A 22970-nucleotide genomic window follows, 5' to 3' on the forward strand; every position below is an offset into this window, starting at 1 on the left:
GGGGGATATACGGGGTGATCGATCGTGAGCCACAATTATTGGTCGGACAAACGCCGTTCCTGGAGATGTTCCTGTATGGCAGCAAAAAATTCTCTGAGAGCAGCGAGATCCTGGTGGAGGATTGCATAAACCTGTTCGAGGTCAAGATCCCAGTAGATATGGACCAGGACATTACGGAATCCTGCCAGAGCTGAAAGGTCTCGGGTGAGCTGTTCGGGAAGGATCCCGCTTTCCCCGAGGATCTCAAATGTTTCCCGGTAACTTGCCGGTCTCCGCAATCGCTCTTCTGCGATCAGATCGGTCGCAATATCAATCGCCGACTGGATCCCGACCATCATCGCATGAAAAACCATGTTCCGGGTATCCCGATCGGAAAAAAACTGCTCCCGGGAGATGCATTGATACCGCTCCCAGTCTCCAATTGCGTCCTGCAGCTCCCGCATGTGATGAAGAATTCTCATCGTACCTCCGATGCAAGAAGGGCCCTGTCCATCCTGTCGTAGAGAGGCTTGAGATCGAGGTACTTCGCCATGACATCGGCCTCAAATGCGATCCGCAGCCCCTCATCCCGGGCAAAGACCACGTTTCCTGTCCTCACCACCTCGTACTGAAACTCCACAGGTGCATTGTTGAGGATCCGAAGGTCCACATCAAACCTCGGGGTGATGCACCGCTCCAGGTCTGATGCGATCGTCATGGAGTACTTGAAGAGTTCATGGGGTTTCCTCTCCCTGGAAAGGAGGATCCCTATATCGATGTCATGAAAGTCGTTCCGCACCAGGAACGAACCATAGAGGTAACCGAGCAGGAGATCCTCGAAACCTGACAGGCACCGGCTGATCTCTTTGATCATCCGTTCTTTATCGATATCGTTTCCATCTCGCCCTGGAGACATGATTGTTTCAACCTGATACTAGGGTTGGGTGAAGGTAGGATAAAGCTAGCGTTGCACTGAATGCTCTGTTATAGATGGGCCCTCGTCCACGACCTCGCGCCAGACTGCAGGCGGGATGCAGACCGATGAAAAGCGTTGGGGTCAGGTGACGAGGAGAATGGATCAGCGGCGAGGAATTACTGACCGCCCGCGGCATAGGCTTTTGTCCTGATCGAGGTCCTCATCGGCATAGTGCCGCGGGATCTTTCGTGCTCCAGGCAATGCCTCCCACTCCCGGCGGTTCATCCCTGCGAGACTACACGCTTTCCCGGACGAGAGAATGCCGCGCTGGTAGAGTGCCAGGGCAGGCCCCTGCGGCCTGGACGGCATCGGGAGGAAGGCGGAGCGCCTGGACGATATCGTGAGGCACCATGATCGTGACGTCTGACATACCGTACGATAGGGATGGGACGGAGATCATAGAATAGTGGTGCTGGTGCTGAATGACCCTCTCTGGTGAGGGGGATAGATTGGGTTGAATACGCCCGTATCGTCCCCGGATCCGGGGATCGCCCGGCCAATCACGGCCAGTGCCGCCGGGATCCGCCGATCCCGGCCCCACAGGCGTCATTCGAGAAACCCCCGAAATACCGCCGCCTCTCCTGCTCCGCTGGCGGCCAGTATGATTGGTAGTAATGGGTCTCCCTTCAAAACCCCGCATACGGCAGGTGAGGAGACGTGAGTCCGGGTGGAAATCCCCGGAGTCCTGGCAATGTCCTGAATTTTCTGGTTATGTACGGGGCTAACGCCGTGCAGGGAACAAAAAAGACGGCTGATCCGGGTCCTGCGGGCGCACACCGTACGGAGGGCCCGGGAGTCTCAACCCGATCTGCGTGAATACTCTTTATGGGCCCGCTCGATCGTTGTGATCGTCTCGATTTTCACGATCTGTTCATTGTCATCGATGATAGAGAACACGGCAAAAGACCTGCTTACATGAAGGCGATACACCGCAGGAGGATGAGGGTAATCGAGTTTTTCCTTGTTCCCCCCCGGATAGGGGTCATCTCTCAGGTCCAGAATCTTTTCAACGACTATGCGCCGGCTTTTCCCGGGCAGCTTCTTTAAAAATTCTTCAGCTTTCCTTTCGATAACAAGAGTGAACACGCTTCTCCCACGCCTCAATCGTCCTTCATGATCTCTTCCGGGTCAAAGGCGACGAACCCGCCCTCCCTGTCGATACCAGCGATCGTCTGCCAGTCCCGCTCGCACCGGCTCGCCATGACGACTCCCCTACCTCAGCCGCGTGATCCTCACGTTTGAACAATTGTCCTGATCTGATCGAGCATAACCCCTGCCGATCTCACCACATCCCGGGCATCCCTTTCCGGGTACACGCACCCATCATCCGCGCCCTCACAGTGCGCATCGCAAAGGTGAAATCTTCATGTATTGATGGGGGCAGAATTTTTTCATCGATATTCTCTCTTTTGCTACCCTCTTTTGTGGTGCAGACAGGGTCTGGAGAGCGCTTCGCCTGGTGAAGTGCAGATCCGGAGAAACTATTTATGTCCGCCCTACAGAGTGAAAATGAATGAAACGATTTGTGGCCACTGCACGGGGGCGTGTCCAGCGGGTCAGCTATCGGGAGCATGTGTACAACGAGACATTTGAACGGAATATCTCGGGGTACGTGATGAATCTCAAGAACGGGGAGGTCGAGATCGTCGCAGAGGGGAGCGAGAAGGACCTCCGGGACTTCATCAACGAGATCAATATCATACGAAGACCCATTGCAGTCAAATCGTTCACCGTCAGATGGGAAGAAGCCACAGGAGAGTACGCCGATTTTGAGATCATCCGGGGAGACATCCAGGAGGAGACATTCGAGCGGATGGATTACGCCGGGAATGTACTGCACAGCATGGATATGAAATTAGACCAGAGCCTCCAGTTACAGCGCACGATGCTGGACAAGCAGGACCAGATGCTGGACAAGCAGGACCAGATGCTGGACAAACAGGACCAGATGCTGGACAAGCAGGACCAGATGCTGGACAAACAGGACCAGAGCCTCCAGATCGGCAGAGAGACGAAAGAAGAGATTGTAGGGCTCCGGAGCGATACCAGGAAGCATCTTGATGACGAGTTTGGGGAGATCCGAAAGGAGCTCGTCTCCATCAAGGAAGCGCTTGCCCGGGCAGGCATCCAGGTCTGATTTACTCTCTCCATCCCGCGCCAACTGCCCGGGTCATGCGTGCGGTCGTCCTGAGGGTGAGGTTGCGTTCGACGTCCTGATCCCGCTCTCCTCGTTCATCGAGAAAATACGCCCATATCTCCCCTTGATCGGGGGATCGCCCGGCCAATCCCGGCCCTGTGGGCGGCATCGGCAAAAACCCCGAAATACCGCCCCCTCTCCTGCCAGCATGGCGGCACGTATGATTGTTGGTAATACAAACCCCTTCAACCCCTCGCATACGGCCGGGGAGGGGAAGGGAGTCGAAGTGGGAATCGGGCGAATTCCGGGCAGAAAGGTAGATTTGCGCGTCTTATTGTGAACTGCCCCGCCCAACAGGCGCGGGATAGTTCACTCAGTCCAGAAGCATGCGGGGCTACAGGTGCCTGGCAAAATCGTCAGGATCGATCCTCGCCAGTTTCAGAACGCCGCGAAGGGTGCCGGTCTTCAAAGAGCTCTGGCAAAGGATCGTCAGGCGTTACTGTTCATCCTTATGATACAGATCCAGAAAGACCAGCAGATCCCTCTGCTGATCATAGCAATACGATAACCGGAATGGGGGGATATATACCTCCCTCGTCTGCTTTCTGCCGTACCTCATTGGCTTTCCGATCGCCGGATCATTGATGATCCTGATGATCTGCTGCTTCACCCGGTTCTTCGTCGTGCGATCACGGATCTTTTTGATCGTTTTCTTAAAGGACGCATCGTAGGCAACAGTCACCATGATTCTAGATCATCGATAAAATCGACATCGCTCTTTCTGGTGAATGTACCTTTTTTAAACTCCTCAAATGCCTTTTCTGTTCTCTCTGCAAAGATAATGTCTTCTTTTAGCTCCGGCTCCAGTTCATCAAGGGGTTTTACGATAAAACGGCCGCCCTCCCTGATGACGAGCAGGTGTGTCCCCTCGACAAGATCTTTCCTCATAGATGCCGGAATGACGATCTGCCCCTTCGAACTCAGTCTGGTGATGCCAATGTCCATGGGTGTCCAGTAAGATTTATCTTACTCTACCTATATGGCTCTTTGCATGGTGCCGACCGAACGCCTCCGCCCCTCGGTCCTTCCCTCAGGCATCGCAGATGTCGAGCAACGCACGGATCAGGGGTTTTTGTGCCGGGCCTCCTGTCCTGTCTCACTGCCGTCCCGGTCATTCCCCGTGGGCCGGGGATATCTATACAACAGAGAAAGATGCATATCCCGATCAGCAATGGACACGGCCGCTCTGCAGTGTGGCGGGGAATGCGCGAGGATCGTCGGCATTCTCCAGGCGAAAAAGGCGTACCTGGAGGAGACATACCACGTCAGGTCCATCGGCCTCTTCGGGTCGTGCCGGCGGGGCGAGGAGCGCGAGGGGAGCGATGTGGATATTCTGGTGGAATTCTCCGAAGTTCCGGGGATCTTCGGGTTTATCAGGCTCGAGCGGTATCTCTCCGAGATCCTCGGAAGAAAGGTGGACCTGGTCGAAAAGAGTGCACTCAAACCCCGCATCGGCCGCCATGTCCAGAAAGAGGTTCTCTATATATGACCGCGCGGCGCAGTCCCCTCGATTATGTGGACGATATCCTTGACGCCGTTGACAAGATCGAGATCTTCACCGAGGGCATGTCGTATGAGCAGTTTTGCGGGGACGACAAGACCGTCTATGCGGTCACGCGAGCGCTGGAGGTGGATCGGTGAGGCGACCAAATGCATCCCCCGCGAGGTCAGAGAGAAACACCCTGCTCTTCCCTGGACAGAAATGGCCGGTATGCGGGACAAACTGATTCATGCCTATTTCGGGATCAACAGGGCGATCATCTGGACGACGGTCCGGAATGATATTCCCCCGCTCAGGTCTGCGGTCCGGAGTCTCCGTGACGACCTGATGGCAGAGGACGCGAGGGATGAATCTCTCTTCGAACCCCGCGATCCCTGACCGGTGCTTCATGCCCCGGCCTGAGGGACGAGATCGTGCTCTGCGCTTTTTTCCAGAGACCTTCCGTGGCCCCGCCTCTCGTTATCAGGGCGAACGCCATGCAAGGGGCCAGCAGCAGATCGCGGAGACGGGAGCAGCCCCATGGCAACCTCTATTCAGATGGGAGAGGATCAGATGAGCCTGTATGCGGATGTGCTCGAAAAACGGGATGAGATCCTGCGGATCGCAGCAGGTCACGGTGCTGTTAGGGTCCGGCTCTTCGGCTCGGCCGTCAGGGGCGAGGAGACCCCGGAGAGCGACATCGATCTCCTCGTCGAATTTGAACCGGGACGAAATCTCCTCGACCATGTCGCCCTCGTCCAGGATCTGGAGGACCTGCTCGGCCGCACGGTCGATGTGGTGACCGAGGGAGGACTGCACTGGTATATCAGGGACCGCATCCACCAGGAGGCCGTACCCCTGTGAAAGACGATCTGGCCGTACCTCATCCATATCCTCGAATGTACCGATAGGATCGAGTCCTACACGCAGGGGGGGCGGGAGGCGTTCATCCGCTCTGCAGAAGTGTATTCCCTGACCGAAACAATTGCAGACACGTCCATCCATCTGCGACGAACACATGGCATCAGGATCCCCGATGCAGTGATTGCGGCCACCGCACTGGTCCACGACTGTGCACCCGGAACGAGAGCGATTTTTCCGGGATATGCATGCTTGAGATCGTCAATCCGTTCCGTGGGGAGAACAATCCCGGGAGTACAGACGAGATCGGGTGACATGGCAAGCAGGGTCGGCCGCGGGAGGAAACCCATATCCTGATCCGTGCGTACCAGAGGTAATAGCATGCTGACGGCTGAGGGCATCATCGGTGCGCTGGCAGATCACCGGGCGCGGATCCGGAGCCTCGGCGTCCGGCGGATCGGGATTTTCGGATCCTTCGTCCGGGGCGAAGAAGGCGAAGACAGCGATATCGATACCCTGATCGAGTTCGAAGAGGGGAGGCGCTCCTTTGACACCTATATGGACCTCACGTTTTTCCTCGAAGACCTCTTCGGGAGGAGCGTCGACCTCGTCGACCGGGACACCTTAAAACCGGGTCTTGCACCCCACATCCTCCGGAGCGTCAGGTATGTCCAGGGAATAGAATCTCTATCTAAGAGACATTCTTGAGGCGATCGAGAGGATTCAGCGATATACCCGGGGAATGGACTACGAAGCGTTCATAAAGGACGATCTTGTGCAGGACGGGGTGATCCGGAACCTCATGGTGATCGGCGAGGCCGTCAAACTCATTCCCGAACCGCTCACGTCCGGGCATCCCGGTGTTCCCTGGAGAAAGATTGCAGGCATGCGGGACATTCTCAATCACGCCAATTTCGGGGTGCATACAGAGATCGTGTGGGATGTCGTCCGGAACAAAATTCCTGATCTGCAGGCTGCGGTCAGGGAGATGCTCGATCTCGCCTGATAATCGTTCCCGCTTCAGGGTGGCGATGGGGAACACTCCATTGGCCCCCCCCTTCACCATTGCCAAAATACGCCCATACCGGGCCCGGATCCGGGGATCGCCCGGCCAATCGCGGCCCGTACCGCCGTGATCCGCCGATCCATCCCCTTCGGGCGGCATCGGAGAAACCCACGAAATACCTCCCCCTCTCCTGCTCCGCTGGCGGCCAGTATGATTGTTAGTACTACAAACCCCTTCAAACCCCTCGCAGACGGCCGGGGAGGGAAAAGGAGTGCAGGCGGAAATCTGGCCATTACGGCGAGCGTTTCCGGGTGTGAGCGGACATTTGCGCTGGCATCTCTCCACGTGGAAAAAGGCACGCCAGGGGCTGATGGGATCAGGTGGGACGTGCCCATGTGAAGTGGCGAAGAGCCTGAAACTACCCTGCAGGGGCCATCGTATCCTGGCGGCACAGTACTCTGTCGAGGAGTTCTGCGCCTTACAGGAGGTCCTGGATCTCCTCCCGCTCAATCCCGGCCCGTTTGAGGATCTCAAGAAGCGTACCGGTCGGCAGAACGCCCGTATGGACCGGTACGACAACCCGGCGCTTTGTCTCAGGATGGTAGAAGAGGTGGTGGCTCCCTTTCACCCGGCTCAGCACAAAACCCTTCTTCTCCAGGATCCTGATGACCTTCTGGGGCGTGAGTTGGGGAACTTTAGGCATGGGCTTCGACGGTGAGGGTGTACTCCAGCAGGCCCTCCTCGGTCGGGATATCCTCGCCCTTCTCCCGGAGGTCCTCGATATAGAGCTCGATAGCTTCCCGCGCCATCGCTATCGCCTCGTCGATCGTCTCCCCGTAGGTGACGCAACCAGGAAGCAATGGGACTGTCACGGTATACCCCCCCTCTGGTTCTCTCCGGAGGAGGATGCGGTAATTCAGGTATTTCATCTCCTTCCACACCCCGCGGATCCGCTCATGATGTATCAATAGCCCGATACCCTATAAATACCAACCGAACACGGGAGCACGGCACTCTGGAGGGTATCCTGTGAAGGTACAGCTCTACTCAGGGGCATAAAGGAACACTGGACGTGAAAAAAATCTTATAGGGGGCCATTGGAGGTTCGAATTCGCTTCTTCATCCCTTCGAGCGTGATGGCCGGTTCATCCCGTCGCTCTGCCGCCACCGCCAGATCATGGAGGTCCTCCTCGTCGTCGCGGAGGGGAAGAATCACGGCAACGCCCTCTCCATGCTCATCAGTGATAGAGTGCTCTTTTACCGCGCTCAATTCTTTTTGCCCCCTGTGGGGTGTGTGTCATATATCATTCATCTCTTTCTGCAGGGTGTCGTCAGCAGAATCGAAGATCCTGAACTGGATGCACCGTCCAGAAAGACCTGTGAACCTTCCGGCAATGATCTCCTTGGCACGCTCCTGCACCCTCTGCCGGTGCTCACATTGCACACCCATCCGGAGGTATGGGATTGTTATCCTCTGACATGTGCCGGGCAACAAGGTATTTAACGCGGAAAACAGGCAAAAAACCCGGCCACTACCTGCCGTCCTGCACCTCCCGTCATATTTATGGTTACATACATACTATGCACTACAAGGAGGCACCGGTCATGCTGGTTAAATTTGATATCTATTTTGACGGTGAGTTCTGGTGTGCCCGCGGCATGGGTGTGGACATCTTTACGCAGGGCACGACGCTTGACGAACTCATGCAGAATATCAAAGATGCCGTAGAACTGCACTTTGAAGAGACTATCGATGCCGGAGAGCAGATCACGGTGGTATCCCTGACAGAACTTCAGGTCGGTTCAATTGCCAAAATCTCCGGTTGTTAGCGGTTCTCTTCTGGTGAAGGTGCTCGGCTCGCTTGGATATACCGTTCTGCGGCAGCGTGGCAGCCATGTTCAACTGAGCAAGAATACACCTGCTGGAGAACACCGGATCACGGTTCCCCTCCATGACGAGATTGCAAAAGGCACCCTGAATGATATCGTCGCAAAGGTGTCGCAGTGGAACTGCATCGCAAAAGAGGACCTCTTAGATCTTCTGCGATGATATGTCCGGTCTGTAAACGCTGAAGTCTCTGGCTATTTCTGTGGAAGCAGTTATTATGGTCGTGCAGAATGGCGGCTGTTATTCCAGGACGTTTCAATCGCTCGGCAGATGAAACCTTACTCTTTCGAGAGTATTTTTATCACCCTCTCTCCCGGGACCATGCACCGACACTCCCGGCCACCTCAAACGTCGTGATGATGGGCCGCCCTCCTTCCTCCATCGGGAACTCGGCGAGGTACAACGCTGTGGCCTCCTTAAGGTTTGCCACTGCCTCTTCCACCGTCCTGCCCTGGCTGACAGTACCCACCTCCGGGCATTCAGCGATGTACATATCCTCTTCCCTGGAGAGTACGGCCGTCAACGTCCTCATACGAGGGTATCATCTCCCTTCATAGATAATAGTGACCGATATGCCTCCTGCCGGCGTCCCTCGTTGCCCGGGCCCCTGGATGGAACCATATCCCTGAGGGCGCATGCAAAAATTCATCCGCTTCCCTTTTGATAACAGGAGCGAACTCCCACGCCTCACTCGTCCTTTATGATCGCTTCCGGGTCAAAGGCGACGAACTCACCCGCCCTGTCGATACCAGCGATCGTCTGCCAGTCCCGCTCTGACCGGTTCGCCATGACATCGGCCTCAAATGCGATCTGCAGCCCCTCATCCCGGGCAAAGACGGCTCTCCCCCTCCTCACCACCTCGTACTGAAACTCCACAGGTGCATTGTTGAGGATCCGAAGATCCACATCAAACCTCGGGGTGATGCACCGCTCCAGGTCTGATGCGATCGTCATGGAGTACTTGAAGAGTTCATAGGCTTTCCTCTCCCTGGAAAGGAGAATCCCTATATCGATGTCATGAACGTCGTTCCGCACCAGGAACGAACCCTGGAGGTAACCGAGCAGGAGATCCTCGAAACCTGACAGGCACCGGCTGATCTCTTTGATCATCCGTTCTTTATCGATATCGTTTCCATCTCGCCCAGGAGACATGATTGTTTCAACCTGATACCGGGGTTGAGTGAAGGTGGCATAAACCTTACTCTGTGATAGAGAAACCATCGTCCGCGATTGCTCGCGCCGGAAATAATCTCGATGAAAAGCGCTGGAGGGGCGACATCACCCTGGGTTATCCCGCCTGAAGGATCTCGATGAGCCTGGTGATGACCGATAGTATCGCCTGATCATTGAGGTGGCCGGCCCGATACAGGACAAGACCGGCATCTGCGGAAAAAAGTCGGTTTTGCCGGATATTGCTCCCTTTTCTGAGCGTGCCCTCGGTGAAATCGGTATCGCTGATGGCATAGCGGTCCCGGACCTGCTGGCTCGTGATCTGGCAGAGGATAATGTCGTCGCCACCCGGGGTGGCAACGACGAAGGCCGGACGCCGTTTCACCGTTGTAAGATCAGAGAAGGGAAACGGCACGACAACAACATCACCTTTTACAAATCGCTCCATGCTTCCTCCTCCTCGGGAAGAAGCCAGTCTTTTCGGAGCATGGGCTCGCTCGCGAGGGCGGTGTCGGGTGCGGCCTTCTGGCGTGTATGTTTCAGGAACCTGATGAAACTGAGAACTTCTCTGGACGCCCCGGGCGAGAGATTGTTCAACTCGCTGATGATCTCCTCTTTCACTCGGCTCATGGCACATCGACCTGGTATGGTGTGGGTGGGGACCCCTGTCCGGCAGGTGCGGCGAGGGGATTATCTCATCACTGATTTATTTTTCTGCAATTATGTATCTTTTGTGGATACCGTCACCTGATCCGCGCCGGTGATCTCGCTCATGATACTCAGTCATCTCCACAGCAGGAGCGAGTACTCTCTGTTTCGTGCAGGTCCTGTTCGAGCAGGTGCACCCGGGCTCGACCACCGGGAGCCAGCCCCTCCTGACCTCCCCTGTTCCCGGGCGGTTTCCCCCCTCGTCAACGACCTCACACCGACAGCAGGCGGAATGCAGACCGATGAAAACCGTTGGGGTCAGGCGACGAGGAGAATGGATGAGCAGCGAGGAGTTACTGACCGCCCGTAGCATAGGCTTTTGTCCTGATCGAGGTCCTCGTCGAGATGGTGCCGCGGGATCTTCCTGTGCCAGGCGATGCTCTCCCGGTGGTTCATCCCTGCGAGACTACACGCCTTCCCGGACGAGAGGATGCCTGCGCCTGCAGTTTCAGTCGGGGAGCCGTCACAGAGCGATCTTTCCTGAATAACCTTGATCAGGGACGCTCCCCGCCGCAAGCCCGTCTGCACAGGAGGGCCTCGATCTCCTGCCCGAACTGAGCGAAATCTCCGATATGCTCCTGCAGGATCGCAAAGGCGAGGGCATCGTCGATCACCCCGTAGCGGTGGACGACAATATTCCAAAACCCTTTCATCGCTTTGAGGTTCTTGAGCATTCCTCTGCTGAGGGCCCCGTGCCGTATCAGGTGGTCGACGATATCTTCGTCCGTGCCGGGCACACCGAGGCGGAGGTCGGTGTTCAGCACCGCACAGATATCAAAAACATTCTCGATGGCGAATCCCGCTCTCTTGTAGATACCGTCCCTGACGATCCCGGGTCTGGTGAACGCCTCGGCCGCATCGGGCAGATGGTCCTGGACCATATCGATGCTCTCGGTCATCTCCTGAAGTTTGGTCTTGATGGCGGCACTTCTGATCGGTCCATTCATAGAATCGCCCGCTCCCCGATATAGTCATAGAGGCGGTGCTTGAATGCGTCGAACTCCCTGATGGTCTCGACGGCGACGTCGTACAAAAACCGCTCATCAGGGCAGTAGAGCACCCGTCCGCGGAGCACCTCCACCCTCACATAGAGCGGGAGCTGCTGAAAAATCTGGAGGTCATAGCGGTCGCTGAAGAGTTCGGCAAGCGCATTAAACCTGAACTTCGACGCCTCCGCGGGATCTCCGTCGAAGAAGACACAGAGGTCGATATCCGATCCCTCTCGTGCATCGCCGCGGGAGACAGAGTCATAGAGGATGGAACCTTCCTTCTCATAACTCTTCTGGCGGCACCGTAGCGTCTGCCGGGATCATTGCCTTGCATTCCCCGTCAACCACCGCCGGTCGAAATTCGCTTCTTCATCTCTTCGAGCGTGATGGCCGGTTCGCTCACGACGCTCTGCCGCCACAGCCAGATCATGGAGATCCAGCTCCCGGAGGGGAAGAATCACGGCAACGCCCTCTCCATGCTCATCGGTGATAGAGGGTCTTTTTTCTGTATCAATCGTCTCCTCATCTCCAGACACTGTCCTGGTGGTGATGCACCATTACTCTTTCGCGAATCGGTCTGACAGAGGCAGAATGCTCGCCCGCCCGGATCCTCATCCCTGAAGGCGCCGGTTTCCAGGCACCCGGTGCAGATCGAGGTACCGGGCACGGGAGAGGGCAGATTTTCCCGGAACGAATCGATCAGGTCGGCCTGCTCTCGACGAGCTCTGCACTCTCGCTCCTGGAGCGCTCATGGGGATGGGTGAGTTCGAGGCCAGGGAAGGCACTCATAGAGAGTAGTATACTATTTCATGATCGTGGGGGAATACGGGTCAGCCGGGAGAATGGGGCCTTGCCCGGCCGGAGGAAGACAGGGGCCATATCTTGAGGTCACGGCCCAATCGTAGGGGATGCACCGCTGTACGGCCAGGCACGCATCGCTGGCCCCCTCTTCGTGCCCCGCTCTCCCTCACCCCAGATAGGAAAAGATCGGTTCCAGGTCCCGGTAGCCGACCAGCTGCCCCCCGGTCCGCCGCTGGGACTGATCGCCCCCATAGACCACGAACGATCGATCGGGCGTGTTGCCGGAGAGCCCGTTCCAGTACGTGATCTCTTTGAAGAAGTCGGAACTTGCCGTCCTGCCCGACTTGATCTCGACCGGGACAGGGTCCAGTCCTCCATATTCGATGACGCAGTCGATCTCGTGCCCGAGTTTATCCCGCCAGAAGAAGAGATTGGACTCTTTGCCCCGGTTGAACCTGAACTTCAGGAACTCTGTTATAATGAGCGATTCAAAGAGTCCTCCTTTGAGCGGATGATAACAGAGATCGTCGGCACGCTGTATCCCGGCCAGGTGAGCGGCAAGACCCGGGTCGGTGAAGTAGAGTTTTGGCATCTTCACCAGCCGCTTGTTGAAGTTTTTGTGGTGGGGCCTGATCAGGACGATCAGCATCGATGTCTCAAGAAGGGACAACCACTCTTTCGCCGTGTTATGGGTGATGCCGCAGTCATTGGCAAGGGACGAGTAGTTGACCACCTGGCCTGACCGGTGGGCGCACATCTTCATGAATGCCTGGAATGTCGAGAGGTTCTGCACCTGCTTGAGAAGGCGGAGATCACGCTCAAGGTATGTCTGAATATATGACGAATAGAAATCCGCCGGCTGAATGGCGCTGCTGTACGGGCGGGGGAAGAGACCGGCATAGAGGAGGTCCTCATACCCTCCGGCCTCAATCCCGGCACGGACAAGTTCCCTCATCGAGAGGGGGAGCAGTTTGATGATCCCGACCCGGCCGGCAAGCGACTGGGATATCCGTTCCATCATCAGGAAGTTCTGGGACCCGGTGAGGATGAACTGCCCCGGCCTCTGATGCCTGTCCAGAACGCCCTGGAGATACGAAAAGATCTCAGGGACCCGCTGCACCTCATCAAAGACTGCCCCGCTCTTCTCGTACTGCGCAAGAAAACTGCGCGGGTCCTCCTCTGCAAAGGCGCGGGTGTCGGGATCTTCCAGTAACACATAGGGCAGATCCGGGAAGACCGATCGGACGAGGGTCGTCTTCCCTGACTGGCGGGGGCCTATCACCGATACCGCCGGGAATCCCCGGGCGAGCGATCGGACCTTCTCCTCTGCGTCCCGCCTGATGATGGGCGCCATGTTGGACATATTGTAAATACTATTTACAATATGTCCATATATGTCTGCCCCTCTCCAGAGGTCAGAGTGAAGGGATGTCTGAGCGTGCGAGATGCATTGGTTTCGATGAGTTACCTGGGCACTGCTCAAATGTCTTCATCGATCAACACCGTTCCTCCGAGAATACGCTCATACTGGGCTCGATCTCGTGCTTTCAAGCCGCCCGTTCTCCAGCAGGATCTTTGCCGAGATAAGATAACTCTCCGACTTCTTCCGGTATGCCTCCTGGACCTGACCGCCGGGTTCGACGATCTGGACCTTCCCCTCTCTGAAGAGTTTACTCAAAAAATTTTGTCTTTTCATAGTAGCGTTCGACCCCCTTTATGACGACATGGTGTTTTGCGATCTCCTGGATCAGCAGATTCTCCGGGTCCCAGGATCCGATTTTTATGCTGAGCCGCGAGTGGCACCGTTCCAGCTCCCGCTTCACCTCTCTCTCGCCCGTCTCGATATAGACGTCGATGTCGCTCCTCTGGTCCGCCGTCCCCTTTGCGTAACTCCCGAAGAGCACGGCAAGCGGGATATCCTCTCTCTCCTGAATCGTCCTGACGACGGACCTCAGGTGGGGGGCCTGCTCGATCAACGTTCCGAGGGTGTACCACTCCGTCATGAAGACATAAACCCGTGCTTCAAGGGTTTTTTTCAGGAAATAGATCCTATTTTTCCCCTCTGCCCTGAAGTCGACGACATTTTCGTCCAACAGACCTTTGAGTTTCCGCAGCACGGTGGTGTGAGAAGTGCCCAGATCTTTTGCGAGTTTGCGAGGGTGCGAGTCGCCTCTGAGCAGGAGAGCAACGATCTGAATGGATATATTTTGTTCCACATGGAACATATTTGAACCGATGATTGAAAAAGGTAGCGCCTCTCTCTGGCCGCGGGAGGAAACCCTTATCCTGATCCGTGCGTACCAGAGGTAATAGCATGCTGACGGCTGAGGGCATCATCGGTGCGCTGGCAGATCACCGGGCGCGGATCAGGAGCCTCGGCGTCAGGCGGATCGGGCTCTTCGGGTCCTTTGTCCGGGGCGAAGAAGGCGAAGACAGCGATATCGATATCCTGATCGAGTTCGAGGAGGGGAGGCGCTCCTTTGACACCTATATGGACCTCACGTTTTTCCTCGAAGACCTCTTCGGGAGGAGCGTCGACCTCGTCGACCGGGACACCTTAAAACCGGGTCTTGCACCCCACATCCTCCGGAGCGTCAGGTATGTCCAGGGAATAGAATCTCTATCTAAGAGACATTCTTGAGGCGATCGAGAGGGTTCAGCGATATACCCGGGGAATGGACTACGAGGCGTTCATAAAGAACGATCTTGTGCAGGACGGGGTGATCCGGAACCTCATGGTGATCGGCGAGGCCGTCAAACTCATTCCCGAACCGATCACGTCCGGGCATCCCGCTGTTCCCTGGAGAAAGATTGCAGGCATGCGGGACATTCTCATTCACGCTTACTTCGGGGTGCATGATGAGATCGTGTGGGATGTCGTCCGGAACAAAATTCCTGATCTGCAGGCTGCGGTCAGGGAGATGCTCGATCTCGCCTGATAATCGTTCCTGCTTCAGGGCGGCGATGAGGAACACTCCATTGCCCCCCTCCATCATCGCCAAAATACGCCCATATCACCCCCGGATCCGGGGATCGCCCGGCCAATCGCGGCCAGTACGGTCGGGATCCGCCGATCCCGGCCCCGCAGGCGTCATTCGAGAAACCCACGAAATACCGCCCCCTCTCCTGCCCCCCTGGCGGCCAGTATGACTGGCAGTAATGGGCCTCCCTTCAAACCCCCGCATGCGGCCGGGGAGGGGGAGGCATTCTGGCCGAAAAACGGCTAAATTCGGGTCATTATCGGGCAATTACCGTGTTATATTCGTGGGCCGGCAGGCGCCGATCCGTGCAGCCGTGAGATGATCTCTTCATCAGGAATGCCGAACGCGCCTTTGCAATAAGTTCGAAAGGGCAGGACTCCTGCCTCAGCCGCGTGATCCTCACGTTTGAACAACCGTCCTGATCTGATCGAGCATAACCCCTGCCGATCTCACCACGTCCCGGGCATCCCTTTCCGGCTACACGCACCCATCATCCGCGCCCTCACGCGTGCGCATCGCAAAGGTGAAATCTTCACGTATTGATGGGGGCAGAATTTTTTCATCGACATTCTCTCTTTTGCTACCCCCTTTTGTGGTGCAGGCAGGGTATGGAGAGCGCTTCGCCTGGTGAAGTGCAGATCCGGAGAAACTATTTATCTCCGCCATACAGAGTGAAATTGAATGAATCGATGTGTGGCCACTGCACGGGGGCGTGTCCAGCGGGTCGGCTATCGGGAGCATGTGTACAACGAGACATTTGAACGGAATATCTCGGGGTACGTGATGAATCTCAAGAACGGGGAGGTCGAGATCGTCGCAGAGGGGAGCGAGCAGGATCTCCAGGACTTCATCAACGAGATCAATATCATACGAAGACCCATTGCCGTCAAATCGTTCACCGTCAGATGGGAAGAAGCCACAGGAGAGTACGCCGATTTTGAGATCATCCGGGGAGACATCCAGGAGGAGACATTCGAGCGGATGGATTACGCCGGGAATGTACTGCACAGCATGGATATGAAATTAGACCAGAGCCTCCAGTTACAGCGCACGATGCTGGACAAACAGGACCTGATGCTGGACAAACAGGACCTGGTGCTGGACAAACAGGACCAGGGCCTCCAGATCGGCAGAGAGACGAAAGAAGAGATTGTCGGGCTCCGGAGCGATACCAGGAAGCGTCTTGATGACGAGTTTGGAGAGATCCGGAAGGAACTCGTCTCCATCAAGGAAGCGCTTGCCCGGGCAGGCATCCAGGTCTGAGCTGCTCCCCATCCCGCGTCATGGGGTTTTGTGCCCGACGTTCTTGTCTCCTCTCTCTCATTCACCCGCTCACGATACTCTTTTAGGCTCTTCGCTGTTTCATGTGGGTAACGCTTTCACACGTGCCTATCGATCAACCGCCTTCCCCACACTGCACGCCAGGGGTTGCACCCCCGGACCCCCGCGCACGATTGGACCGGGAAGGCGCACACGGGATCCTGAGGGATTACGCCCATCCCTCCTATCGCAGATCAGCGGGGCAAGCCAGCCCCCAGGCACCAGCACAGGGATCAACTCCTTTTAATCTGGAGAGAATTTCGAACAACCCCACCTCACCCAAAGTACTTTATAGTCCCGGATCGACCTTTTTCCCATGAGCACGTTTACCAATTTCGCGATCCACCACGAATATGCCAGCCTTGCAGCTCTGGGTGATCGGCTGGGTGAGGTCAGCGGTCTGATCGACTGGGATGCCTTCCGCCCTCTCCTTGCTGACCTCTACACCAACGCCGAGGGGCGAGGCGGCCGTCCGAACTATGACGTCGTTCTGATGATCCGGCTGCTGGTGCTTCAGCAGTGGTATGGCCTGTCTGACCCCGAACTGGAGCGTCAGGCGACCGACCGGATCTCGTTCCGTCACTTCCTGGGATATCCGGAAACCATTCCGGATCGGTCGACGGTCTGGCTGTTCCGGGAACGCTTGGCGCAAACCGGGAAGGATACCGCGATCTGGGATGAGTTCCAGCGGCAACTCGAAGTACAAGGGCTCGCCATCAAACGCGGTGTCATGCAGGACGCGACGTTCATCACCGCCGATCCCGGGCATGCTCCTGCCGGCACGCCCCGGGGAGATCAGGCAGAGACGCGGCGCAGCCGCGACGGCACCTGGGCCAAGAAGGGCTCGAAGTCACAGTTCGGGTACAAACTTCACATCCTGCTCGACAAGGACAGTCAGCTGATCCGCCGGATTGAGACCACCACGGCGTCACTCCATGACAGCAGGATCGATCTCTCCCGGGAAGGTGAGACGGTCTATCGCGATAAAGGCTATTTTGGGGTGAAACCGCAGGCATCTATGGACAAGACCATGCACCGGGCCGTTCGCAACCATCCCCTCTCCATCAAGGAGAACCGGCGGAACAAGGCCATCAGCAGAACACGATCGCTGGTGGAACGACCGTTTGCCGTGATCAAGCGGGTGTTCCATGCAGGCCACCTCATGGTCACGACGGTTGCCAGAGTGCACGTCAAGAACATCTTCTCCTGCATGAATTTCAACTTCAGGCAACTTCTTACCCTCAAAGCGCAAGCTGCCGAGCGATAGCTCTCGAGAAAATCCAAAAAACCCTCTAAATGCAGGGGTTCAGGAAGGAAACGGCTGAACAGCGAGGGGAAGAGGGCAGTCGGGAGCGAGTATCTGATGGCAGGGAGGAGTTAATCGCAATTCTCTGGAAACACTCCTCGCTTTATCAATCGCGACCTGCTTCGTGAGGTCAGCCCATTATCCCGTGTCGCCTGAGAGGAGTCAAATGAAGATATCAGGGCTACCCACACACAGTAGCGAAGAGCCCTCTTTTATCTCCATGGCAGGGGCGAGTGCTCTCTGCCTCGCCGGCCCCACCCAATCGCTGGTTTGCGGGGGCAGCCAGCCCCTGGAAGGGGATTGCACCAGAGAACATGCAGGCGATCTCGACCGGCATCCCTTTTCCCCTCAGGAGACAGAGATCATGGCAATGACAGACCGGCACCGTCCCGGAGAGCGCACCCCCTCTGGCGGCATCCTCAGGGCCGGCGGGCGCCTGATCCGGTACGCCGTCGAGCCCTGCCCCCGCTGCCGGAGCGTGCGCATCGGGGTCAGGGATGGCGAAATCGTGGTGCGGGCGCCGCCCGGCACACCCCAGAAAGAGATCGCCGCCGCCCTGCGCACCAACGAGGCCTGGATCCTCCGGGCCGCCGGCGAAGCGCATGCCACCCTTCTCCTCGGCGGGACGGCCGTCCCGTACGTGATCGCCTACCGCCCGCGGGCGGTCAACCTCACCCTGAGGATCCTGCCCGACAACACTATCCAGGTCACCGCTCCTCCCGGCATATCGAGAGACCGCGTCCGCTCATTCGTCGAAGCGCATGCCGCCCAGATCCAGAAGCAGATCGCCGGGCGGTCCCCGGCGCGCTCTGTCGAATACGCCGACGGCGGCGCCCTCCTCCTCCGGGGAAGGGAGGTGACGATCCGGGCAGAGGAGAGGAGCGAGCCCTCCCTCGAAGGGGATCTCCTCCTGGTCCCGGACGACCGCTCCATTCACTCGACCGTCTCCGCATATCTCCGCACCGCAACGCTCGCCCGGGTGAACCGCTCCCTCCCGCGATATGCCGGTGCATTCGGCGTGGCCGTTCCCCCCGTGGAGGTCCGCTTCATGAAGACCTTCTGGGGCCGCTGCCACCCCGACCCGAAGATCGTCTTCAACGAGCGTTGCGCCATGCTCCCCGCAGACCTCATCGAATACGTCGTCGCCCACGAACTCTGCCACATCCTCCACCCCCACCACCAGCGGACCTTCTACGACGCCCTCAGGGCGGTCATGCCGGACGCCGACGCCAGAAAGGAGCGGTTGAAAAACTACCACCCGTGCTGGGCAAAGGGCGCCTGACCGTTCAACAAAAGGTATCAACCAGGAGCACCGAATACTCACGTAAACGGCATATCACCATGATCGTCATCGGCATCGATCCCGGGCTGGCAAGAGTCGGCTATGGCGTCCTCAGAAAAGGCGAGCGGTTTCCGGCGCCGCTGACCTTCGGCTGCATCGAGACCGGCGGGGACCGGAGCCCCCCGGAGCGGCTGCTCGAGATCCACGAGCGGGTCTCGGCCCTCCTCGACGAATACGACCCCGCATGGGTCGTCCTGGAAAAGTTGTTCTTCTCCAGGAACGTCACCTCGGCGATGCATGTCAGCGAGGCCAGGGGCGTCATCCTCCTTGCCGCGGTTCAGCGCCGGATCCCGATCGCCGAGTACACCCCGAACCAGATCAAACAGGCAGTCACCGGATCCGGGCGTGCCGACAAACACCAGGTGCAGGAGATGATGCGGCGGCTCCTCCGCCTGGACGAACTCCCCCGTCCGGACGACGCCGCCGACGGCCTCGCCATCGCCCTCTGCCACATCAATATGGTACGATAAGATGATCGCTCATCTCTCTGGAGAACTGGCATCCACCGGCGACCGGTGGGTGGTGATCGATATCGGCGGCGTCGGCTACCAGGTGCAGGTGACCAGGCCGGCGCTGGAGCGCCTCAGGCAGACCGAGGGCCGCGTCATGGTGCACACCCATATGGTGGTCCGCGACGACGACATCCAGATCTATGGCTTTCTCCACCCGAGCGAACGCGACCTCTTCACGATCCTGATCGGCGTCACCGGGATCGGCCCCCAGACCGCCATGAACATCCTCTCCGGGCTCTCCTTCGAGGAGTTCGCACTCGCCGTCCTTGACGAGGACGAAAAGGCGCTCACCCGGATCCCGGGGATCGGGCAGAAGGGTGCGAAACGCCTGATCCTGGAGTTGAAGGAGAAGATGAAGAAGCGTGCCGATACCCTGGCCGTCAGCCGGCGCCCGGCCGAGGTCCGCGACGCCGCAAGCGCCCTCATCTCCCTCGGGTTCTCGCCGCAGGAGGCTGAAGCGGCGGTCGACGCCGTCCTCCCGGGCCTCGCCGACCCGACGGTGCAGGCCCTGATCAGGGCCGCACTTGCATACATCAGGGAGCACCGGTCCGCATGACAGAACGCATCCCCTCACCTGCCCTCCTCAGGGACGAGCCCGACGACGTCGCCATCAGGCCGGCCTCCTTCGACGAGTTCGTGGGCCAGCCGCAGGTAAAAGAGACCCTCGCCATCGCCATCGCCGCCGCAAAAAAGCGCGGCGAGTCCCTCGACCACATCCTCTTCTCCGGTCCGCCGGGCCTGGGGAAGACCACCCTCGCCCAGATCATCGCCCGGGAGATGGGGGCCGGGATCAGGAGCACCTCAGGCCCGGTGCTCGAGCGGCCCGGCGACCTGGCCGCCCAGCTCACCGCCCTCTCTGCCGGAGACGTCCTCTTCATCGACGAGATCCACCGGCTAAACCCGGTCGTCGAGGAGATCCTCTACCCGGCGATGGAGGACGCCTGCATCGACGTGATGATCGGCGAGGGGCCGGGGGCGCGTTCGGTCCAGCTCCCGCTCGAGCCCTTCACCCTGGTCGGGGCCACGACGAAGGTCGGGCTGCTCGGCTCCCCCCTCCGCGATCGGTTCGGTTTCATCTTCCGCCTCAACCTCTACGAGGCCGCCGACCTGGTCAGGATCGTGGAACGGAGCGCCGCGATCATGCAGACCCCGATCACCCCTGAAGGGGCGGACGAGATCGCACGGCGGAGCCGCGGGACGCCCAGGATCGCCAACCGTCTCCTCAGGCGGGTGCGGGACTTCGCCCTCGTCCGGGGCGACGGCCGCATCGACGGGGCGACCGCCGACGCCGCCCTCACCATGCTCGGCATCGACCGCCTGGGCCTCGACGACCTCGACCGCCGGATCCTCTCGGTGATCGCAGACGACTTCGGCGGGGGGCCGGTGGGGGTCAGGACGATCGCCATCTCGGTGGGAGAGGAGGTGCGGACCGTCGAAGAGGTCTACGAGCCCTACCTGATCCAGATCGGGTTTATCAAGCGCACGCCCCAGGGCCGGGAGACGACGGCGGCGGCGCGGCGGCACCTCGATGCGGCCTTATAATATGCTGACGCCACATCTATGGGATCAACCATGGTGCTCGAAGAGACGCTGACGCTCAATGATATCGACGATGCAGAGGACCTCGTCCGGACCCTCAGGGGCGCCGGCATGACGGCGCGCCTCTCCCGGACGACCAGACTGGACCGCTCCCTGGTGTTGACCGGGCGGGTCCGGGATTTCAGATCGCTTTTTTCCGGGGAGATCGTACAGGTCGCAGACCCGGGCCTGAAGGAGGGATACAAACATACGCTCGCCGATATCGAGAAGACGGTGGAGAGCGTCGCCGCATTCATGGCCGAACACCCCCCGGGCGTCCCCTTTCCCGATGACGCAGGGCAGGACCTCATCAGGCCGGTCATGGAGGCGCTCGAGAAGGACGGAGCCGGGGAGACCATCCCTGACGAGACCGCAGAACAATTCGTGCACTGGATCAGGGCCCTTGCCCTGCTGCAGAGCAACGGCCTCATCGAGATCCGGGAGGACGGGGAGATGGCCCTGCAGCGCCATGCCGACCCGGACGACCTTGTCATGTCCCTCCCCTTCGCGCTCGTGTATGAAGCAGAGCCCGAGTCGCTCGGCACCTATGGCATCAGGGTGATGATGACGATCGCCTCGGTGCCGCTCTGCCGGGTGACGTTCGGCGCCGATGCGATCGCCGGGATGGATATCGGGGAGGTCGACGCCCTCATCGCCGACCTGGAGATCGACGAGGAGGAGTACGACGCCTTCATGGAGCGCCTCTCCGTCAAGATGATCGTGGTGGAGCGGGTCCTGGAGTGCATCGAGGAGCGCGGCACCGCTACGGCGATGGAGATCTATGAGATGATGAAGGGCGAACCCCTCACCACCGGGGAGGGCGAGATCACCCTGAAACTCGACCTCGATTACCTGCGCGACCTCCTGGCCGACCTCTTCAAGGCCAGGGTGGTCCGCAGGAGCGGGGCAGCGTTCAGGATCGCTTCATAGGGCCGAAAACCACCGGATCGTCTCCGCCAGCCCCTCCTCCAGGGAGTAGGCGGGTGCGTAGCCGAACGCCTCCCGGGCGCGGGTGATATCGGCGAGGGAGTCCCGCACATCCCCGGCCCGCCGCTCCCGGTGGATCGGCTCGAGGTCGATTCCGGTCAGGTCCATGATCGTCCGGGCGAGGGCGTTGATGCTCGTCCGCTCCCCGCAGGCGATGTTGAACACTCCCTGTGCATCGCTCTGCATCGATTTGATGTTCGCCTGCACCACGTTTTTCACGTAGGTGAAGTCCCGCGTCTGTTCGCCGTCGCCGTCGATCACCGGCGGTTGACGGTTCAGGATCCACGTCAGAAAGTGCGGGATCACCGCCGCGTACTGCGAGTTCGGGTCCTGCCGCGGGCCAAAGACATTGAAATAGCGGAGGCAGACGGTCGAAAGCCCGTAGAGGTCGGAAAAAACCGAGGCGTAGTGCTCGTCGGCGAGTTTCGAGACGGCATAGGGCGAGAGCGGGGCCGGGACCATATCCTCGCGCTTGGGGAGGGTCGGCGTGTTCCCGTAGACCGATGAGGAGGAGGCCATCACGACTTTTTTCACGCCTGCGTCTCTGGCGGCGATCAGGACATTCAGGGTCCCGGTGACGTTCGCTTCATGCGTGGCAAGCGGGTTCTCCACCGAGCGCTGCACACTGGGCAATGCCGCCTGGTGAAAGACCCCGTCCGCCCCTGCAAAAATCCTCTGGAGGAGGGGGAGATCGGTGACGCTCCCCCGGACAAACGAGACCCGCCCCTCGCGGATGAGCGGTTCGATGTTCTCGATATGCCCGGTCGAGAGATTGTCGAGCACGATCAGGTCGTGCGCATCTGTGAGTGCTTCGGTGAGGTTCGAGCCGATAAACCCTGCTCCTCCCGTAATGATATACTTCAGATCATCGCCTCGTCTGAGTAACGAC

The 22970-nt window shown here is 58.5% G+C and carries 38 protein-coding genes and 1 pseudogene; 18 read left to right on the top strand and 21 right to left on the bottom strand.

The window, feature by feature from the left end; translation table 11 throughout:
• Positions 1-35 precede the first annotated feature (35 nt).
• The 4 genes from hepT (HWN36_RS01185) to HWN36_RS01200 all read right to left on the bottom strand — a co-directional run bounded on the left by hepT (HWN36_RS01185) (position 36) and on the right by HWN36_RS01200 (position 2041).
• The gene (hepT, locus tag HWN36_RS01185) at positions 36-461 is read right to left on the bottom strand and encodes a type VII toxin-antitoxin system HepT family RNase toxin (RefSeq protein WP_176787508.1); all 426 of its coding nucleotides are present in this window, start codon (positions 459-461) and stop codon (positions 36-38) included.
• Positions 458-895: a type VII toxin-antitoxin system MntA family adenylyltransferase antitoxin gene (gene mntA / locus HWN36_RS01190; RefSeq protein WP_176787510.1), complete on the bottom strand. Its 438-nt coding sequence runs from the start codon at positions 893-895 to the stop codon at positions 458-460. Before mntA ends, hepT (HWN36_RS01185) begins: the two co-directional genes overlap by 4 nt.
• 162 nt (positions 896-1057) lie before the next feature.
• Complete coding sequence (locus HWN36_RS12210) at positions 1058-1264, bottom strand: UPF0175 family protein (protein WP_343044897.1); 207 nt, start codon at positions 1262-1264, stop codon at positions 1058-1060.
• Positions 1265-1753: 489 nt separating this feature from the next.
• Positions 1754-2041 (bottom strand): hypothetical protein, encoded by a 288-nt coding sequence (locus tag HWN36_RS01200; RefSeq protein ID WP_176787506.1) that lies wholly within the window; start codon positions 2039-2041, stop codon positions 1754-1756.
• Positions 2042-2468: 427 nt separating this feature from the next.
• Here HWN36_RS01200 and HWN36_RS01205 point away from each other — a divergent pair, with 427 nt between their 5' ends.
• Complete coding sequence (locus HWN36_RS01205) at positions 2469-3092, top strand: acylphosphatase (protein ID WP_176787512.1); 624 nt, start codon at positions 2469-2471, stop codon at positions 3090-3092.
• Between the two features lie 496 nt (positions 3093-3588).
• Here the strand turns inward: HWN36_RS01205 and HWN36_RS01210 are convergent, their stop codons facing one another.
• Both HWN36_RS01210 and HWN36_RS01215 read right to left on the bottom strand, forming a co-directional pair.
• On the bottom strand, positions 3589-3837 hold the full coding sequence (locus HWN36_RS01210; RefSeq protein WP_176787514.1) for a type II toxin-antitoxin system RelE family toxin: 249 nt from the start codon (positions 3835-3837) through the stop codon (positions 3589-3591).
• A complete protein-coding gene (locus tag HWN36_RS01215) occupies positions 3831-4097 on the bottom strand; it encodes an AbrB/MazE/SpoVT family DNA-binding domain-containing protein (protein WP_176787516.1) in 267 nt (88 codons plus the stop codon). The genes HWN36_RS01210 and HWN36_RS01215 overlap by 7 nt, the downstream gene beginning before the upstream one ends.
• 226 nt (positions 4098-4323) lie before the next feature.
• On the opposite strand from HWN36_RS01215, the gene HWN36_RS01220 reads away from it, so the two are divergent.
• The 6 genes from HWN36_RS01220 to HWN36_RS01240 all read left to right on the top strand — a co-directional run bounded on the left by HWN36_RS01220 (position 4324) and on the right by HWN36_RS01240 (position 6499).
• Positions 4324-4641: a nucleotidyltransferase family protein gene (locus HWN36_RS01220; RefSeq protein ID WP_176787518.1), complete on the top strand. Its 318-nt coding sequence runs from the start codon at positions 4324-4326 to the stop codon at positions 4639-4641.
• A complete protein-coding gene (locus HWN36_RS11875; RefSeq protein WP_246269806.1) occupies positions 4638-4793 on the top strand; it encodes a HepT-like ribonuclease domain-containing protein in 156 nt (51 codons plus the stop codon). The genes HWN36_RS01220 and HWN36_RS11875 overlap by 4 nt, the downstream gene beginning before the upstream one ends.
• Positions 4759-5031, top strand: a complete 273-nt coding sequence (locus HWN36_RS01225) for a HepT-like ribonuclease domain-containing protein (protein WP_246269807.1) — start codon at positions 4759-4761, stop codon at positions 5029-5031. Before HWN36_RS11875 ends, HWN36_RS01225 begins: the two co-directional genes overlap by 35 nt.
• 174 nt (positions 5032-5205) lie before the next feature.
• The gene (locus HWN36_RS01230) at positions 5206-5496 is read left to right on the top strand and encodes a nucleotidyltransferase family protein (RefSeq protein ID WP_176787520.1); all 291 of its coding nucleotides are present in this window, start codon (positions 5206-5208) and stop codon (positions 5494-5496) included.
• 378 nt (positions 5497-5874) lie between these two features.
• Positions 5875-6201 carry a nucleotidyltransferase family protein gene (locus HWN36_RS01235; RefSeq protein ID WP_176787522.1) on the top strand — a complete coding sequence of 109 codons (327 nt, stop codon included), beginning with the start codon at positions 5875-5877 and terminating at the stop codon, positions 6199-6201.
• A 34-nt stretch (positions 6202-6235) separates the two neighbouring features.
• The gene (locus tag HWN36_RS01240) at positions 6236-6499 is read left to right on the top strand and encodes a HepT-like ribonuclease domain-containing protein (RefSeq protein ID WP_176787524.1); all 264 of its coding nucleotides are present in this window, start codon (positions 6236-6238) and stop codon (positions 6497-6499) included.
• Between the two features lie 478 nt (positions 6500-6977).
• On the opposite strand, the gene HWN36_RS01245 is transcribed toward HWN36_RS01240, so the two are convergent.
• The 4 genes from HWN36_RS01245 to HWN36_RS11780 all read right to left on the bottom strand — a co-directional run bounded on the left by HWN36_RS01245 (position 6978) and on the right by HWN36_RS11780 (position 7949).
• Positions 6978-7202: a type II toxin-antitoxin system HicA family toxin gene (locus HWN36_RS01245; RefSeq protein WP_176787526.1), complete on the bottom strand. Its 225-nt coding sequence runs from the start codon at positions 7200-7202 to the stop codon at positions 6978-6980.
• On the bottom strand, positions 7195-7428 hold the full coding sequence (locus tag HWN36_RS01250) for a type II toxin-antitoxin system HicB family antitoxin (protein WP_176787528.1): 234 nt from the start codon (positions 7426-7428) through the stop codon (positions 7195-7197). Before HWN36_RS01250 ends, HWN36_RS01245 begins: the two co-directional genes overlap by 8 nt.
• A 155-nt stretch (positions 7429-7583) precedes the next feature.
• Positions 7584-7769: a type II toxin-antitoxin system Phd/YefM family antitoxin gene (locus HWN36_RS11775; RefSeq protein WP_218133170.1), complete on the bottom strand. Its 186-nt coding sequence runs from the start codon at positions 7767-7769 to the stop codon at positions 7584-7586.
• A gap of 27 nt (positions 7770-7796) precedes the next feature.
• The gene (locus HWN36_RS11780; RefSeq protein WP_218133171.1) at positions 7797-7949 is read right to left on the bottom strand and encodes a hypothetical protein; all 153 of its coding nucleotides are present in this window, start codon (positions 7947-7949) and stop codon (positions 7797-7799) included.
• Between the two features lie 131 nt (positions 7950-8080).
• Between HWN36_RS11780 and HWN36_RS01260 the strand changes: the two genes are divergently transcribed.
• The gene (locus tag HWN36_RS01260; protein ID WP_218133172.1) at positions 8081-8329 is read left to right on the top strand and encodes a type II toxin-antitoxin system HicB family antitoxin; all 249 of its coding nucleotides are present in this window, start codon (positions 8081-8083) and stop codon (positions 8327-8329) included.
• Between the two features lie 13 nt (positions 8330-8342).
• On the top strand, positions 8343-8549 hold the full coding sequence (locus HWN36_RS01265; RefSeq protein ID WP_343044898.1) for a type II toxin-antitoxin system HicA family toxin: 207 nt from the start codon (positions 8343-8345) through the stop codon (positions 8547-8549).
• A gap of 139 nt (positions 8550-8688) precedes the next feature.
• On the opposite strand, the gene HWN36_RS01270 is transcribed toward HWN36_RS01265, so the two are convergent.
• From HWN36_RS01270 to HWN36_RS01315, 10 genes and pseudogenes are all read right to left on the bottom strand, one after another.
• Positions 8689-8919: a type II toxin-antitoxin system HicB family antitoxin gene (locus HWN36_RS01270; protein ID WP_176787534.1), complete on the bottom strand. Its 231-nt coding sequence runs from the start codon at positions 8917-8919 to the stop codon at positions 8689-8691.
• Between the two features lie 155 nt (positions 8920-9074).
• Positions 9075-9539, bottom strand: a complete 465-nt coding sequence (locus HWN36_RS01275) for a nucleotidyltransferase domain-containing protein (RefSeq protein WP_176787536.1) — start codon at positions 9537-9539, stop codon at positions 9075-9077.
• 136 nt (positions 9540-9675) lie between these two features.
• Positions 9676-10005: a type II toxin-antitoxin system PemK/MazF family toxin gene (locus tag HWN36_RS01280; RefSeq protein ID WP_176787538.1), complete on the bottom strand. Its 330-nt coding sequence runs from the start codon at positions 10003-10005 to the stop codon at positions 9676-9678.
• The gene (locus HWN36_RS01285) at positions 9990-10187 is read right to left on the bottom strand and encodes a hypothetical protein (RefSeq protein WP_218133173.1); all 198 of its coding nucleotides are present in this window, start codon (positions 10185-10187) and stop codon (positions 9990-9992) included. The genes HWN36_RS01280 and HWN36_RS01285 overlap by 16 nt, the downstream gene beginning before the upstream one ends.
• Positions 10188-10523: 336 nt before the next feature.
• Positions 10524-10793, bottom strand: a complete 270-nt coding sequence (locus HWN36_RS01290; RefSeq protein ID WP_176787540.1) for a hypothetical protein — start codon at positions 10791-10793, stop codon at positions 10524-10526.
• On the bottom strand, positions 10760-11212 hold the full coding sequence (hepT, locus tag HWN36_RS01295) for a type VII toxin-antitoxin system HepT family RNase toxin (protein WP_246269808.1): 453 nt from the start codon (positions 11210-11212) through the stop codon (positions 10760-10762). The genes HWN36_RS01290 and hepT (HWN36_RS01295) overlap by 34 nt, the downstream gene beginning before the upstream one ends.
• Positions 11209-11544: pseudogene (locus HWN36_RS01300) on the bottom strand (nucleotidyltransferase domain-containing protein); the annotation flags it as partial. The gene hepT (HWN36_RS01295) and the pseudogene HWN36_RS01300, both read right to left, overlap by 4 nt.
• Positions 11545-12221: 677 nt before the next feature.
• The gene (locus HWN36_RS01305) at positions 12222-13409 is read right to left on the bottom strand and encodes an ATP-binding protein (protein WP_218133174.1); all 1188 of its coding nucleotides are present in this window, start codon (positions 13407-13409) and stop codon (positions 12222-12224) included.
• A 168-nt stretch (positions 13410-13577) separates the two neighbouring features.
• Positions 13578-13733: a hypothetical protein gene (locus tag HWN36_RS11880; RefSeq protein WP_246269809.1), complete on the bottom strand. Its 156-nt coding sequence runs from the start codon at positions 13731-13733 to the stop codon at positions 13578-13580.
• On the bottom strand, positions 13726-14280 hold the full coding sequence (locus HWN36_RS01315; protein ID WP_176787542.1) for a nucleotidyltransferase domain-containing protein: 555 nt from the start codon (positions 14278-14280) through the stop codon (positions 13726-13728). Before HWN36_RS01315 ends, HWN36_RS11880 begins: the two co-directional genes overlap by 8 nt.
• Positions 14281-14369: 89 nt before the next feature.
• On the opposite strand from HWN36_RS01315, the gene HWN36_RS01320 reads away from it, so the two are divergent.
• The 9 genes from HWN36_RS01320 (at position 14370) to HWN36_RS01360 (ending at position 22024) form a co-directional block, all read left to right on the top strand.
• Positions 14370-14696, top strand: coding sequence for a nucleotidyltransferase family protein (locus HWN36_RS01320; RefSeq protein WP_176787544.1), 327 nt, complete (start codon positions 14370-14372; stop codon positions 14694-14696).
• Positions 14697-14730: 34 nt separating this feature from the next.
• Entirely contained in the window at positions 14731-14994 is a 264-nt protein-coding gene (locus HWN36_RS01325; RefSeq protein WP_176787546.1) for a HepT-like ribonuclease domain-containing protein, read from the top strand.
• A 723-nt stretch (positions 14995-15717) separates the two neighbouring features.
• Positions 15718-16299: an acylphosphatase gene (locus HWN36_RS01330; protein WP_176787548.1), complete on the top strand. Its 582-nt coding sequence runs from the start codon at positions 15718-15720 to the stop codon at positions 16297-16299.
• 373 nt (positions 16300-16672) lie between these two features.
• Positions 16673-17623, top strand: a complete 951-nt coding sequence (locus HWN36_RS01335) for an IS5 family transposase (protein ID WP_176787388.1) — start codon at positions 16673-16675, stop codon at positions 17621-17623.
• Between the two features lie 403 nt (positions 17624-18026).
• A complete protein-coding gene (locus HWN36_RS01340; protein ID WP_176787550.1) occupies positions 18027-18944 on the top strand; it encodes a M48 family metallopeptidase in 918 nt (305 codons plus the stop codon).
• Between the two features lie 59 nt (positions 18945-19003).
• The gene (gene ruvC, locus HWN36_RS01345) at positions 19004-19474 is read left to right on the top strand and encodes a crossover junction endodeoxyribonuclease RuvC (protein ID WP_176787552.1); all 471 of its coding nucleotides are present in this window, start codon (positions 19004-19006) and stop codon (positions 19472-19474) included.
• 1 nt (position 19475) lies between these two features.
• Positions 19476-20072: a Holliday junction branch migration protein RuvA gene (ruvA, locus tag HWN36_RS01350; protein ID WP_176787554.1), complete on the top strand. Its 597-nt coding sequence runs from the start codon at positions 19476-19478 to the stop codon at positions 20070-20072.
• A complete protein-coding gene (gene ruvB / locus HWN36_RS01355) occupies positions 20069-21058 on the top strand; it encodes a Holliday junction branch migration DNA helicase RuvB (RefSeq protein WP_176787556.1) in 990 nt (329 codons plus the stop codon). The genes ruvA and ruvB overlap by 4 nt, the downstream gene beginning before the upstream one ends.
• 18 nt (positions 21059-21076) lie before the next feature.
• Positions 21077-22024: a hypothetical protein gene (locus HWN36_RS01360; RefSeq protein WP_176787558.1), complete on the top strand. Its 948-nt coding sequence runs from the start codon at positions 21077-21079 to the stop codon at positions 22022-22024.
• Here HWN36_RS01360 and HWN36_RS01365 read toward each other — a convergent pair.
• Entirely contained in the window at positions 22019-22945 is a 927-nt protein-coding gene (locus HWN36_RS01365) for an SDR family oxidoreductase (RefSeq protein WP_176789546.1), read from the bottom strand. The two genes, HWN36_RS01360 and HWN36_RS01365, sit on opposite strands and share 6 nt — an antisense overlap.
• Positions 22946-22970: the final 25 nt, after the last annotated feature.

Source organism: Methanofollis tationis, assembly GCF_013377755.1.
Taxonomy (GTDB): domain Archaea; phylum Halobacteriota; class Methanomicrobia; order Methanomicrobiales; family Methanofollaceae; genus Methanofollis; species Methanofollis tationis.